The sequence below is a fragment of the Hydrogenophaga sp. PAMC20947 genome (genome assembly GCF_004795855.1).
GTDB lineage: Bacteria > Pseudomonadota > Gammaproteobacteria > Burkholderiales > Burkholderiaceae_C > Hydrogenophaga.
The window spans coordinates 1,720,697-1,733,447 of the sequence record NZ_CP039252.1; the positions used below are offsets into that span (position 1 = coordinate 1,720,697).

At 60.5% G+C, this 12,751-nt stretch carries 14 protein-coding genes; 7 read left to right on the top strand and 7 right to left on the bottom strand.

Annotated elements, in window-relative coordinates; genetic code table 11:
- Positions 1-135: 135 nt before the first annotated feature.
- The 5 genes from E5678_RS07660 to bamC all read left to right on the top strand — a co-directional run bounded on the left by E5678_RS07660 (position 136) and on the right by bamC (position 4,120).
- Positions 136-1,293, top strand: coding sequence for an MFS transporter (locus E5678_RS07660; protein WP_136180683.1), 1,158 nt, complete (start codon positions 136-138; stop codon positions 1,291-1,293).
- Positions 1,290-1,418 carry a hypothetical protein gene (locus tag E5678_RS22810; RefSeq protein ID WP_281728104.1) on the top strand — a complete coding sequence of 43 codons (129 nt, stop codon included), beginning with the start codon at positions 1,290-1,292 and terminating at the stop codon, positions 1,416-1,418. Before E5678_RS07660 ends, E5678_RS22810 begins: the two co-directional genes overlap by 4 nt.
- Entirely contained in the window at positions 1,418-1,975 is a 558-nt protein-coding gene (locus E5678_RS07665; protein ID WP_136177966.1) for a class I SAM-dependent methyltransferase, read from the top strand. Before E5678_RS22810 ends, E5678_RS07665 begins: the two co-directional genes overlap by 1 nt.
- A 72-nt stretch (positions 1,976-2,047) precedes the next feature.
- Positions 2,048-2,938, top strand: a complete 891-nt coding sequence (dapA, locus tag E5678_RS07670; RefSeq protein ID WP_136177967.1) for a 4-hydroxy-tetrahydrodipicolinate synthase — start codon at positions 2,048-2,050, stop codon at positions 2,936-2,938.
- A 57-nt stretch (positions 2,939-2,995) separates the two neighbouring features.
- A complete protein-coding gene (gene bamC / locus E5678_RS07675) occupies positions 2,996-4,120 on the top strand; it encodes an outer membrane protein assembly factor BamC (protein ID WP_136177968.1) in 1,125 nt (374 codons plus the stop codon).
- Between the two features lie 134 nt (positions 4,121-4,254).
- On the opposite strand, the gene E5678_RS07680 is transcribed toward bamC, so the two are convergent.
- From E5678_RS07680 to E5678_RS07690, 3 genes are all read right to left on the bottom strand, one after another.
- Entirely contained in the window at positions 4,255-4,614 is a 360-nt protein-coding gene (locus E5678_RS07680; protein WP_136177969.1) for a hypothetical protein, read from the bottom strand.
- A 234-nt stretch (positions 4,615-4,848) separates the two neighbouring features.
- The gene (locus E5678_RS07685) at positions 4,849-5,358 is read right to left on the bottom strand and encodes a hypothetical protein (RefSeq protein WP_136177970.1); all 510 of its coding nucleotides are present in this window, start codon (positions 5,356-5,358) and stop codon (positions 4,849-4,851) included.
- Positions 5,359-5,392: 34 nt separating this feature from the next.
- Positions 5,393-6,490: a cupin domain-containing protein gene (locus E5678_RS07690; protein WP_247597007.1), complete on the bottom strand. Its 1,098-nt coding sequence runs from the start codon at positions 6,488-6,490 to the stop codon at positions 5,393-5,395.
- Between the two features lie 92 nt (positions 6,491-6,582).
- Here E5678_RS07690 and E5678_RS07695 point away from each other — a divergent pair, with 92 nt between their 5' ends.
- Entirely contained in the window at positions 6,583-7,131 is a 549-nt protein-coding gene (locus E5678_RS07695) for an FKBP-type peptidyl-prolyl cis-trans isomerase (protein ID WP_136177972.1), read from the top strand.
- A gap of 253 nt (positions 7,132-7,384) precedes the next feature.
- Positions 7,385-8,467, top strand: a complete 1,083-nt coding sequence (locus E5678_RS07700; RefSeq protein WP_136177973.1) for a TRAP transporter substrate-binding protein — start codon at positions 7,385-7,387, stop codon at positions 8,465-8,467.
- Between the two features lie 102 nt (positions 8,468-8,569).
- On the opposite strand, the gene dut is transcribed toward E5678_RS07700, so the two are convergent.
- From dut to E5678_RS07720, 4 genes are all read right to left on the bottom strand, one after another.
- Positions 8,570-9,019 carry a dUTP diphosphatase gene (gene dut / locus E5678_RS07705; RefSeq protein WP_136177974.1) on the bottom strand — a complete coding sequence of 150 codons (450 nt, stop codon included), beginning with the start codon at positions 9,017-9,019 and terminating at the stop codon, positions 8,570-8,572.
- Between the two features lie 14 nt (positions 9,020-9,033).
- Positions 9,034-10,830: a TRAP transporter large permease subunit gene (locus tag E5678_RS07710; RefSeq protein ID WP_136177975.1), complete on the bottom strand. Its 1,797-nt coding sequence runs from the start codon at positions 10,828-10,830 to the stop codon at positions 9,034-9,036.
- Positions 10,827-11,429, bottom strand: a complete 603-nt coding sequence (locus E5678_RS07715; protein ID WP_136177976.1) for a TRAP transporter small permease subunit — start codon at positions 11,427-11,429, stop codon at positions 10,827-10,829. Before E5678_RS07715 ends, E5678_RS07710 begins: the two co-directional genes overlap by 4 nt.
- Before the next feature lie 169 nt (positions 11,430-11,598).
- The gene (locus tag E5678_RS07720) at positions 11,599-12,678 is read right to left on the bottom strand and encodes a TRAP transporter substrate-binding protein (RefSeq protein WP_136177977.1); all 1,080 of its coding nucleotides are present in this window, start codon (positions 12,676-12,678) and stop codon (positions 11,599-11,601) included.
- Between the last annotated feature and the right edge of the window lie 73 nt (positions 12,679-12,751).

A 12,751-nucleotide genomic window follows, 5' to 3' on the forward strand; every position in this document is an offset into this window, starting at 1 on the left:
CTGCCCCAGCGCATGCTCACCCTGAATTGGCTACATTTGCAGGATGACTGATTCCTCAGACGCAAACCGCGTCGCAGCCCCCGGTTGTCCGCTTGGCAAATTCTGGCCTGTGGCGCCGCTATCGTCACGCTCTCCATGGGCGTACGCCACGGGTTTGGCCTCTGGCTGCAACCCATCACCCAGGCACAAGGCTGGACCCGCGAAAGCTTTTCGCTGGCCCTCGCGGTACAAAATCTCTCCTGGGGTGTTGTGGGCATCTTCGCGGGCATGGCCGCAGACCGCTTTGGGGCCATGCGTGTGCTCGCCGGCGGCGCGCTCCTCTACGCCCTGGGGCTGATCGGCATGGCCTGGACAACCTCGCCCCTGGCCTTCACGCTGACCACCGGTGTGCTGATCGGCGCCGCACAGGCCGGCACGACCTACGCTGTGATTTACGGCGTCATTGGCCGCCAGATACCCGCCGAACAACGGTCGTGGGCCATGGGTGTGGCTGCGGCTGCGGGTTCTTTCGGCCAGTTTTTGATGGTCCCGCTGGAGGGCTGGCTGATCAGCACACTCGGCTGGCAAAACGCACTCATCACCTTGGCCGCAGCGGTGCTGCTCATCATGCCGCTGGCGCGTGGGCTGCGCGAACCCGGTTTCATCGGCGGACAAACCGTCGCCCGCGAGCAAACCATTCTCCAGGCGCTCAAGGAAGCCATGCAGTACCGCAGCTTCCAGCTGCTCATGGCAGGCTACTTCGTGTGTGGTTTTCAGGTGGTCTTCATCGGCGTGCACATGCCCAGCTACTTGAAGGACAACGGTCTTTCGCCCCAGGTTGCCAGCTATGCCCTCGCTTTGATCGGCCTGTTCAATGTGATCGGCACCTACGCCGCCGGCGTCCTGGGCCAGCAGATGCCCAAGCGCTACATCCTGGCGTTCATTTACATGGGCCGTGCCATTGCCATCAGCGTCTTCCTGCTGGTGCCCCTGTCACCCACCAGTGTCTACATTTTCTCCGGGGTTATGGGCCTCCTGTGGCTGTCCACCATTCCGCCCACCAACGCCACGGTGGCGCAGATTTTTGGCGTGGCACACATGTCCATGCTGGGCGGTTTCGTGTTCTTCAGTCACCAGATCGGCAGCTTCATGGGCGTGTGGCTGGGCGGCTACCTGTACGACCACACGGGCAGCTACGACATCGTGTGGTATCTCGCCATTGCGCTGGGCGTGTTCGCCACCTTGATCAACCTGCCTGTGCGGGAAACCCCCATCGAACGGGGGCCCCAGCGCATGGCGGGCGTGGCGGCATGAGACCGGTGATGGTGCGCGCGCTCAGCTGGTCAGCCGTTGCGCTGGTCCTGCTGGCGACCTTTGCGCTCTACAGCCGCCCCGCCTTCCTGGTGAGCATGGCCGATATGGTCTGGAGCTGCTTCTGATGGCACACGGCAGCGAAACACCATCAGCCTGGGTCCAGCGCTGGGGTCACCTCATCCCGGCGGGTGGCGCGGTGCTCGACGTGGCCTGTGGTCACGGCCGGCACATGCGATGGCTGGCACAGCGTGGTCATGCGGTCACCGGCATTGACCGCTCGCCCGAAGCCATCGCAGCCGTGGCACCTTTGGGGCGGGCGATTCAAGCCGACATTGAAAACGGTCCGTGGCCTCTCGATGGACAGACCTTTGATGCCGTGGTCGTCACAAACTACCTCTGGCGCCCGCTCATTGCGCAGCTGGTGGCCAGTGTGGCGCCCGGCGGCGTGTTGATCTACGAAACGTTCGCTGAGGGCAATGAAACCGTCGGAAAGCCCGCACGGCCCGACTTTCTCTTGCGCCCCGGTGAACTCCTCCAGGCCACCGCCGACTTGGCCACCGTCGCATTCGAAGAGGGATACTGCGACCACCCGCCTCGATTCCTGCAGCGCATTGTGGCCGTGCGAAAACCGGGCACCTCGCCTGCCGAGCCAGCCCGATTTCAACTCGACGCCACTGAGTAGAATGGAAGATGGGCCGAGCACGCGAGGACTCCAGCCTCCCTGTGTCCACCAACCTTTTTTGAATTCCCGTATATGACCACCATCACCGGCAGCATCGTCGCCCTCGCCACGCCCATGTCCGAAGGCGGACGCATCGACTACCCCGCCCTGCGCAAGCTGATCGACTGGCACATCGCCGAAGGTACGGATTGCATTTGCGTCGTCGGCACCACGGGCGAGTCACCCACCGTCACCGTCGAAGAGCATTGCGAAATCATCCGGGTCTCTGTGGAGCAAGCGGCCAAACGCGTGCCCATCATGGCTGGCTGCGGCGCCAACTCCACCGCAGAGGCCATCAACCTCGCCAAGTTTGCCAAGAGTGTCGGCGCGGACTACCAGCTGCAAGTTGTTCCTTACTACAACAAGCCCACGCAAGAAGGCCTCTACCAGCACTTCAAGGCCATCGCTGATGCAACGGGCCATGACCTGCCCATGGTGCTTTACAACGTGCCCGGTCGTACCGTGGCCGACATGGCGCTGGACACCGTCTTGCGCCTGGCCCAACTGCCCGGCATTGTCGGCATCAAAGAAGCCACCGGCAACATCGAGCGAGCTCAATGGCTGATCCGCGAAGTGCCCAAGGGCTTCGCTGTTTACTCTGGCGACGATCCCACTGCGGTTGCCTTGATGCTGTGTGGCGGTCAAGGCAACGTGAGCGTCACGGCCAACATTGCGCCACGCCAGATGCACGAGCTCTGTGTCGCGGCCATTGCGGGCGACGCCCGCAAGGCCATGGACATCCAGCTGCGTCTGATGCCCGTTCATAAAGCTTTGTTCCTCGAAGCCAACCCCATTCCACTGAAGTGGGCCATGGCCCGCATGGGGCTGTGCCAAGAAGCCATGCGCCTGCCGTTGACACCCATGTCCCGCAGCCTGGAACCCTTGCTGGAAACCGCCCTCAAAGAAGGTGGTCTGCTGGGCTAGGTCCGGCCCGTCTCACGCTATCTCAACCCTCGAGTCCGCAACATGCAAGAGTCATCCATGAGCTTCAATCGCAAAATCACCGCCGCCCTGCCCAATCGCCTCGCCCGCATCGGAGCGGTTTCGCTGGCTGCGCTGGTGGTCAGCGGTTGCACCATCCTGCAAGAAGACAAGATCGATTACAAAAGCGCCAAACCCGGCACCACGCTGGACGTCCCACCCGACCTGACACAGCTCAGCAGGGACAACCGCTACAACGTTCCTGGCGGCGTGACCAGCGCCAGTGGCCAGCAAGCCGCGCAAATCGCTGTGCCCGGCAACACCATCACCGCCACCAACACGGTCGGAGACGTGCGCATCGAACGCTCGGGCAACCAGCGCTGGCTGGTGGTCGACCGCCCTGCCGACAAGCTGTGGGGCCTGGTCAGCGAATTCTGGAAAGAGAACGGCTTCATTCTGAACACCGAGCAGGAAAAGCTCGGCATCATGGAAACCGACTGGGCCGAAAACCGCGCCAAGATCCCGCAAGACTTCATCCGGTCAACCATCGGCAAGGTATTCGAAGGCGTTTACTCGTCTGGTGAGCGCGACAAGTTCCGCACCCGGCTTGAGCGCAGTGGCGACGGCAAAACCGAGATCTACATCAGCCACCGCGGCATGATAGAGGTCTACACCAGCTCGCAAAAAGACCAGACCGCCTGGCAACCGCGCGAGGCAGATCCCGAGCTCGAGACTGAATTTTTGCGCCGCATGATGGTCAAACTGGGGGTGAGTGAAGCCCAGGCGAAGGCTGTCACGGCTGCTGCGCCGAGCCAGTCCGCCGCCCGCGTCGTAACTGTGTCGGAGCGCCCTGCCGTCCAGATGGACGAAGACTTTGACCGCGCCTGGCGCCGCGTGGGCCTGGCCCTGGACCGCACAGGCTTCACGGTGGAAGACCGTGACCGGGCGCAAGGGACCTATTTCGTGCGCTACGTGCCAACCGCTGCCGCGGACGCAAAGAAGCCCGGCTTCTTCGGGCGCCTGTTTGGCAGCAAGAAGCCCGAGGCAACGCCAGCCAAGTACCAGATCAAGGTCAGCACCGCCGGCACGCTCAGCACGGTCACCGTGCTCGACGCGCAAGGCCAGCCTGGACCCCTCACCGATGCCCAACGCATCGTGCAGATTCTGGTCGACGATCTGAAGTGACCGTGGTCTGGAGGGCAGGCAAATTGCCAGCCCTGGCCACACGCCGTGGCGACAACCCATAAAAAAACCGCCCAGGAGGCGGTTTTTTTATGAGGGTTTTGCCTGACCTGTACAGGTCAGGCGTTCCGCTCAGATCACTGTGCAGGCTTGACAGCGTCTTTGGCGGCTGCAGCGGCCTTGTCGGCAGCTTCTTTGGCAGCATCGGCTGCAGTTGTAGCGGCATCCTTGGTAGCGTCAGCTGCAGCAGAAGCGGCATCCTTGGTAGCGTCAGCTGCGGCAGAAGCGGCATCCTTGGTGGCGTCAGCTGCAGCAGAAGCGGCATCAGCAGTGGCAGCAGCGCCTTCTTTGGCGGCTTCCATCGTGGCGGCAGCGCCTTCTTTGGCGGCGTCCATCACGGCAGCAGCTGGCGCTTCAACAGCGGCTTCTTCTTTTTTACCGCAAGCGGTCAGGGCAATGGCGGCCAACAAGGTAGCGAGCAACAGAGATTTTTTCATGACAAGGTTCCTAAGGATGAGGATGAACAAACAACAAAAATTCTTGGGTCAACCAAAAAAAAACCCGAACCGTTGATTCAGGCTAGATCGACCCAGTCAGACAGCCGTTTGATGAACCGGCCTTAAGACTAGATTCGAATCATATCCGGGGAAGGCACATCCGTATTTACCCTCGATGCATTTTTCTTTTGGACACAGAATGCTGTTGTAAAAAACCAACCAAACTAGAAAAGTTCACAATCCCAGCACGCTCGCCGGAAATCCCGGTGAGCCGCGGTGCCAGCACGCATCAAGGCGCTCGCGCAAGGCCACCCGGCTCGTGGTCTGGGTACTGGCCACCAGAGTGCAATGGTTGGTATCCAGCCGCTCCATCGTCCAGCGAGGTGTCCAGAGTGCACTCGGCAGGCCCTCGCCAGCAGCTCCCGAACACACACGCGCATCGACCAGATGGGACCAGGTCGTGCGCCACTGCACCAGCCTGGGGTGGCGGTCGCGCATCACGTTGAAATCTTTCGCCAGAAAATGCAGCTGCCGCCCACTCGTGGCCCAGGCATTGAGACTTTCCAGGACCGCCCGTTCGCCCAGGGGCCAATCAGCGAAATCTGCATCGCTCAGCACCAAGGGCGTCCAGCCTTCCCGGGCAGCACACGCCAGCGCGCTGCGGATCAGATCGACAAAAGCCTCGCGCCCTTCCATGCGCCCTTCTGGCAAGGACGCGGGTGCAACATCAGCGGGGGACGTCATGGAAGCTCCTTTCTGAAAGCAATAGCTCTATCGGTCAAACGGCTGCCACGCAGTGCAGCCACCCCGATTCAAACCAGTCCTGCAACAAGCCTTGTGCGCCCTCGCTGGCACGGCCCACCAAACGGGCATCCAGCTCGCGCCGATCGGCCAGTTGTCGCATCAATCGGGCGTCGGCACCGGCAGCCTTGTAGCTCTCGCCATTGATGAACACATGGTGATCGTCATACATCATGCGCGTCTTCCGGTCCAGCTTCAACGGACCCATGCACCAGCCTTGGGAAGGCTCGTCAAACCAGACCTTGGGCTTGGGCTCGGTCATCACCTCTCCCAACGCGCAAGCCAGCGACCGCCGCTCGCGCAGCAAACGCGCGAGGCCGTCTGCTGCAAAAGCTTCCAGCGCCGCGGGCATGGCCGCGGGGTTTGCCGTGGCGGGCTGCGCCGGATCCCGGTACAAGGTGTTGTCCTCGAATTCATCGGCCATGCGAAGCAGCAATTCACCGGCCAGGCCAGCACGTTGAGGCACTCGAAAGCCCACGGAGTACGTCATGCAGTCGTCGCCTTCTGCCACGCCGTCATGCGCCCAACGGGGCGGCAGGTAGAGCATGTCACCTGGATTCAGCAGGTGCTCCTCCTCGGGCTCGAAGTTGCTCAGGATCTTGAGCGGCACATCGGGCACCAGGGACAGGTCCTTTTGCCGCCCGATGCGCCAGCGCCGTTGCCCGCTGGCCTGCAGCAAGAACACATCGTAGCTGTCGAAATGGGGCCCAACGCCTCCGCCGTCACTGGCCCAGGAAATCATGAGGTCATCCAGTCGCGCATCGGGCACAAACCGGAAGCGCTGCAGCAAGTCGTGCGCCGTGTCCAGGTGCAAGTCCACGCCCTGCACCAGCAGCGTCCAGCATTTTTGCTTCAGTGGCGGCAATGCATTGCGCGCCAGGGGACCTTGCTTGAGCGTCCACCCGACCGCCTTGTGCACAATCAGGCGCGACTCCACCGCTTCATCGGCAGCCATGGCAAACAGCGTGGGCCGATCCAGCAGTGGTTTGAACCCAGGAAAGGCATTGCGGATCAACAATGGCTTTTTCTGCCAGTGGCGCCGCATGAATTGCTCCGGCGACAAGCCGCCCAGCATGGCTCGAGGCGCCAGCGGGTTCGGATCAACTGGCAGGGATTCAGAAGCAAAGGGGTGAGCGTTGTGGGCTGTTGTCATGGGACAATTGTCGGATGAAAATCACCAAACAATGCGTGGTCTCGCTCACCTGGACCCTAAAAGACACCTTGGGTGAAGAACTGGACACCCTGGACGAACCTGTTGAGTTCCTGGTCGGGGGCAAAGACCTGCTCGCCAAGATCGAAGAAACGTTGCAAGGTCACGAGCCTGGCGAAAAAGTGGATTTGCAGCTCGAACCCGTGGATGCCTTTGGCGACTACGACGACCGGCTGCTGTTCCTCGAACCGAGGCACCTGTTTCCGGAAAAGCTGGACGAAGGCATGGGGTTTGAAGGCTTGCCCGAAGGGTGCAACCCTGCAGCGCCCAAAGACCGCTTGTACTTCGTCAGCGACATCTACCCGGATCACGTGGTCATGGACGCCAACCACCCCCTGGCAGGAATCGCCTTGCGCATCCACCTGGAAGTTCACAACGTGCGTGAGGCCGAACTCGACGAAGTTGGTCAAGGCTCGTTGGGCACGGGCTTCTTCAACATGCAGGTCGGCCCAGGCGACGCCAGTCAGCCCGATGCGCAGGCCAACCAGCCCCCCACCCTGCACTGAGTCCGGCTTGCTGCAGGTGCTTGGCGTCTGACGCCTGACGCCTGCCTTTCAAGAGCTTCGCTCAGTCACCCGCTTGACAAGGTGTGGGGGGCAACCACCCGCACAGAGCAGACAATCGCCTACGATTGCTCTCTTTTCGGAAGCGCGCAGCGCTTCCACACAACCGTCTTCTGACACTGTGGGCAGTTCCCTGCCTGGGGACAATCGCCTGTGTCTCCACCCTTTTTTGATTCCCATTTCTACAGGAGCCCCAATGGATCGCCGTTCTCTCATCAAAAACGCCGGGTTGGCTGGCGTATTGGTTGCTGGTGTTGCACCGGCCGTGCACGCTCAGGCGGCCGTCCGCTGGCGCATGGCGTCAAGCTTTCCCAAGTCCCTGGACACCATTTTTGGCAGCGGCGAAACCTTCGCCAAGACCGTCAAAGCCCTGTCGGGCGGCAAGTTCGAAGTGACGGTGCATGCGGCGGGTGAGCTGATGCCCGCTTTTGGCGTGGTCGATGGCGTACAGCAAGGCACGGTCGAAATGGCCCAGACCGCTCCCTATTACTTCACGGGCAAAGACCCCGTGTTTGCCTTTGGCTGCGCGGTACCGTTTGGTTTGACGGCCCGGCAGATGGACGCCTGGATGGAGCATGGCAATGGCCGCAAGCTCCTGGACGACTTCTATGCCCAGTTCAACATGAAGAGCCGCAGTGCGGGCAACACCGGCACCCAGATGGGTGGCTGGTACCGCAAGGAGATCAAGACGGTCTCCGACCTGAAGGGCCTGAAGATGCGCATGGGTGGCGGTCTGTTTGGCGAGGCCATGGCCAAACTGGGGGTGATTTCGCAGAACATTCCGGCGGGCGAGGTGTACCAGTCGCTGGAAAAGGGCACGCTGGATGCCACCGAATTCGTGGGCCCTTACGACGATGAAAAGCTGGGCTTCAACAAAGTTGCCCCCTACTACTACTACCCCGGCTGGTGGGAAGGTGGTGCCGAACTGGAGTTCTTCATCAACACCAAAGCCTACGGGGCATTGAGCCCGGAGTTCAAAGCCATTGTGGATGCGGCCACCGATGTTGCTGCGCGCGACATGACGGCCAAATACGATGCCATGAACCCTGGTGCACTGAAGCGCCTGGTGGCTGCCCGCACCAAGCTCAAGGCCTTCCCCAAGCCCATTCTGGATGCCGGTTTCAAGGCCTCCATGGAAGTGTTTGCCGAGCATGAGGCCAAGTCGGCCACCTTCAAGAAGATCCACCAGGACATGCGAGCCTTCCAGCGCGACCAGCTGCTGTGGTCCCGTTTCTCGGAAAACGCTTTCAACAGCTACATGTCCACCGTCAAGGTTTGACGCGCCACAGGCCCCTTTGGCCGCCAGCAAAAAACCCTGCACAGCAATCGCTGTGCAGGGTTTTCTTTCGCCTGAAAGGGCGGTTTACATGATTGCTTCGGGTCAGCCTCGGCCGGTCGAACCGTATCCACCAGCACCGCGCTCACTGGCCTCGGTGAACTCATGCACGACATGCAACTGCGCTTGAACCACAGGCACGATGACCATCTGGGCAATGCGCTCCATCGGCTCAATGGTGAACGCCACATCGCTGCGATTCCACGCACTCACCATGAGCTGCCCCTGGTAGTCGCTGTCGATCAGACCGACCAGATTGCCCAGCACGATGCCGTGTTTGTGCCCCAGGCCCGACCGCGGCAGGATCATGGCCGCATACCCCGGGTCGGCCAGGTGAATGGCCAGGCCCGTGGGAATCAATTGCCAGGCGTTGGCCGCCAGGGTCAGCGGCCCGTCCAGACAGGCGCGCAAATCCAGGCCTGCGCTGCCTGAGGTGGCATAGGCGGGCAACTGATCCGCCATGCGGTCATCCAGCACTTTGACATTCACGCGCATGCCGTCCTGCCCCTTTACTCGGTCTTCTTGAAGAGGTCTTCCAGCGCCTTGGCTGGATCCTCTTCTTCAGCAGGCGCCGCTTCCGGCATACCCGGGACTTCCATCTGGGACGGCCGCGGCGGAGGAACCACGAAGGCGCCAGCCTTGGGCATGGAGTAGTCCTGGCCCGGCATGTTTTCCAGCATGTTGTCGATGGCGTTTTCGTCGACCACCACGGCTTTGTCCAGGTTGCCTGTGACGATACCGGGATTGAACACGATGACGGCCACCATGATCACCTGCAGAAAGATGAAGGCGATCGACCCCTTGTAGATCTGTGCCGTCGTCACCGCCTTGATGCGTTCGCCCGTGACCACGTCGTCGTAGTCGCTGCGTGCTGCCACGCTGCGCAAATAGAACAGCGCAAAGCCAAACGGCGGCGTCAGGAACGAGGTCTGCAGGTTCATCGCCAGGATGATGCCGAACCAGATCAGGTTGATGTCGAGCTTGGTGGCCACTGGCACCAGCATGGGCACCACGATGAACGCGATTTCAAAGAAATCGATGAACATGCCCAAGACAAACACCAAAGCGTTGACCACCAGCAGGAACCCCAGCTGACCACCCGGCAACTTGTCAAACAGGTGCTCCACCCAGACGTGACCATCGGCCGCGTTGAAGGTGAAGCTGAACACGGTCGAGCCGATCAGGATGAACATCACGAAGATCGCCAGCTTGGTGGTGTTTTCCAGGGCCTGCTTGAGCAAGTCGAACGAGAGCGTGCGGCGACCAGCGGCCATCAGCAGCGCACCCAAAGCCCCCATGGCACCGCCTTCGGTTGGCGTTGCAATGCCCAGGAAAATCGTACCCAGCACCAGGAAGATCAACACGAGCGGCGGGATCAACACGAAGGTGACACGCTCCGTCAGGCGCGACAGGAGGCCAATGCCAAACAGCTTGTTGACCATGGCCAGACCCAGCGCCAGAAAGGAACCCACCGTGGTCGACAAAATGAACACTTCGTCGCGAGCCGCCGGGTCTTCTCGGCCCAGCCAGGGGCCCATCACGGAGTCGTGAATTTGTGACCAGCCAAACCCGGCAGCGGTACACAACGCGAACAGGGCCAGCAACGACAAATGACCGCTGGCCCCACTGGGCTCGGAGTAAATGCGTGCCTCCAGCGGCAGCGCAGGCACCCATTTGGGCCGTACAAACGCCACCACCAAAATGAACAGGAGGTACAAGCTCACCAGCATCAGCCCAGGCAACAGGGCACCGGCGTACATGTCACCCACCGAGCGACCCAGCTGGTCGGCCAGAACGATCAACACCAGCGAGGGCGGCAAGGCTTGCGCCAGCGTTCCGGAGGCGGTGATGGTGCCGGTGGCGATCGTGCGGTTGTAGCCATAGCGCAGCATGATGGGCATGGCAATCAAGCCCATGGAGATCACGGATGCCGCGACCACGCCGGTGGTGGCGGCCAGCAAGGCCCCCACCAGGATGACGGCAACACCCACACCACCCCGCAGCGGGCCGAACACCTGACCCACCGTTTCCAGCAGGTCTTCCGCCATTCGGCTGCGCTCCAGGATGATGCCCATGAGCGTGAAGAATGGAATTGCCAGCAGTGTTTCGTTCTGCATGATGCCGAACACACGCAGGGGCAGCGCCTGGAACAGGTTGGGTGGAAACAAGTCCAGCTGCATGCCCACCAAGCCGAAAAACAGCCCGGTGGCAGCAAGCGAGAAAGCGACCGGGAATCCGGCCAGCAAAAACACGAGCAAGCCGATGAACATCACCGGCACAAAATTGTTGGTCAACAGTTCGATCATGACGAAGCTCCCGCTTGACGGGCTTTTTCCTGGGCGGCGATTTCTTCAGCCAGCAATTCGGTTTCGCTGGGGCCTGTGTGACTCAACACGTCGGGTCCATTGCCCGTGAGGAAGGCAATGCGCTTGATCAATTCGGAGATGCCTTGCATAAACAAGAGGGCAAAACCCGCCGGAACCATGGCATACATGGGCCAACGGATCAAACCGCCTGCGTTGGACGACATTTCGCCCGATGTGTAAGCCTGATCCAGCAAAGGCCAACCCAAGCTCACCATGATGTAACAAAGTGGGAAGAGAAACAGAATGATGCCGCCCACGTCGACCCAGTTGCGGCCACGGTCGCTGAACATGTTGGAGAGAAAGTCAATGCGCACATGGGCATTGCGCAAGAAGCCGTATCCCGCACCCAGCATGAACACGGCGGCGAACAGGTACCACTGGATTTCCAGCCAGGCGTTGGAGCTGGTGCCAAATACCTTGCGGATGATGGCGTTGCCGGCGCTGATGAGCGTGGCCGCCAAAATGAGCCACATGGCCGTTTTGCCGACCAGGGTGCTGATAGCGTCAATCAGACGGGATAAGCGAAGCAATAGCTGCATGAAAATTCCCCGGTTGTGCGGGTACAAAGGGCAGGCGTTCGGTCTTTTGAAACCAGATGACCCGCTGTTCAGAGAGCTGTAAACAGGATTTACAGACTGAGAGATTCTGACAAGAACTTGCGCAAAAAACCCCGCGACTGCGGGGTTTTTTTTCAGCGCTGTGCCGAGATTACAGCTTGGCCGATTGCATGTAACGGTCAAACGTGGCTTCGGTGAATCGGAACCACAGGTTTTGATCCTTGCGGAAAGTCGAATAATCCGCGTAGATTTTTTTCCAAGCGGGGTTGGTGTCGTTCAACTCGGTGTACAGCTCCATCGAGTTCTTGTACGCAGCGTCCATGACCGACTTGGGAAATGCAGCCAGCTTGGCGCCGCCAGCCACCAGACGCTTGAGGGCGGCCGGATTGCGCGCGTCGTAACGGGCTTGCATTTCGACGTGTGCATGGGAAGCAGCCGCCTCGACGATGGCCTGGTACTCCTTGGGCAACGCGTTGAAAGCCGCCTTGTTGATGAAGAAGTCGAGCTGAGCGCCGCCTTCCCACCAGCCTGGGTAGTAATAATGCTTGGCAACCTTTTGGAAGCCCAGTTTTTCATCGTCGTAAGGACCGACCCACTCGGTTGCGTCGATGGTGCCTTTTTCCAGCGCCTGGTAGATTTCGCCACCGGGGATGTTTTGGGGCACGCCACCCATCTTGGTCAGCACCTTGCCGGCGAAACCGCCGATGCGCATCTTCAGACCCTTGATGTCTTCTGCGCTCTTGATTTCCTTGCGGTACCAGCCACCCATCTGGGCGCCTGTGTTGCCACCAGGGAAGTTCACGATGTTGTACTGGTCGTAGAACTCACGCATCAGCTTCATGCCGTTGCCGTCGTACATCCAGGCGGTCAGCTGGCGGCTGTTGAGACCAAATGGAATAGCGCAGTCCAGGGCAAACGCTTCGTTCTTGCCGAAGAAGTAGTAGGGAGCGGTGTGTGCCATTTCCACGGTGCCCTGCTGGACGCCGTCCACCACGCCGAATGCGGGCATCAGTTCACCACCGGCATGCACCGAAATAGTGAACTTGCCAGCGGTCATCGTGTTGACTTTTTCGGCAAAGACTTCTGCTGCGCCGAAGATGGTGTCCAGCGCCTTGGGGAAGCTGGAAGCAAGGCGCCAGCGCAGAGCGGCTTGGGCGTGCGCAGCGGGCGCAACGCCTGCTGCGAGCACGCCGGCAATGCCTGCATGCTTGATAACGGAACGACGATCCATAGTTTCTTCTCCATTCATTGATTTTTGAATCTGCTCCAACCAGATCATGGTCGGGAGCAAATGAAATGCCGAA

What these genes read in the sequence shown, in the direction of transcription:
- E5678_RS07660 (WP_136180683.1), top strand. Translation starts at nt 136, where the DNA reads ATGGGCGTACGCCACGGGTTTGGCCTCTGGCTGCAACCCATCACCCAG.
- E5678_RS22810 (WP_281728104.1), top strand. Translation starts at nt 1,290, where the DNA reads ATGAGACCGGTGATGGTGCGCGCGCTCAGCTGGTCAGCCGTTGCGCTG.
- E5678_RS07665 (WP_136177966.1), top strand. Translation starts at nt 1,418, where the DNA reads ATGGCACACGGCAGCGAAACACCATCAGCCTGGGTCCAGCGCTGGGGT.
- dapA (WP_136177967.1), top strand. Translation starts at nt 2,048, where the DNA reads ATGACCACCATCACCGGCAGCATCGTCGCCCTCGCCACGCCCATGTCC.
- bamC (WP_136177968.1), top strand. Translation starts at nt 2,996, where the DNA reads ATGAGCTTCAATCGCAAAATCACCGCCGCCCTGCCCAATCGCCTCGCC.
- E5678_RS07680 (WP_136177969.1), bottom strand. Translation starts at nt 4,614, where the DNA reads ATGAAAAAATCTCTGTTGCTCGCTACCTTGTTGGCCGCCATTGCCCTG.
- E5678_RS07685 (WP_136177970.1), bottom strand. Translation starts at nt 5,358, where the DNA reads ATGACGTCCCCCGCTGATGTTGCACCCGCGTCCTTGCCAGAAGGGCGC.
- E5678_RS07690 (WP_247597007.1), bottom strand. Translation starts at nt 6,490, where the DNA reads ATGCTGGGCGGCTTGTCGCCGGAGCAATTCATGCGGCGCCACTGGCAG.
- E5678_RS07695 (WP_136177972.1), top strand. Translation starts at nt 6,583, where the DNA reads ATGAAAATCACCAAACAATGCGTGGTCTCGCTCACCTGGACCCTAAAA.
- E5678_RS07700 (WP_136177973.1), top strand. Translation starts at nt 7,385, where the DNA reads ATGGATCGCCGTTCTCTCATCAAAAACGCCGGGTTGGCTGGCGTATTG.
- dut (WP_136177974.1), bottom strand. Translation starts at nt 9,019, where the DNA reads ATGCGCGTGAATGTCAAAGTGCTGGATGACCGCATGGCGGATCAGTTG.
- E5678_RS07710 (WP_136177975.1), bottom strand. Translation starts at nt 10,830, where the DNA reads ATGATCGAACTGTTGACCAACAATTTTGTGCCGGTGATGTTCATCGGC.
- E5678_RS07715 (WP_136177976.1), bottom strand. Translation starts at nt 11,429, where the DNA reads ATGCAGCTATTGCTTCGCTTATCCCGTCTGATTGACGCTATCAGCACC.
- E5678_RS07720 (WP_136177977.1), bottom strand. Translation starts at nt 12,678, where the DNA reads ATGGATCGTCGTTCCGTTATCAAGCATGCAGGCATTGCCGGCGTGCTC.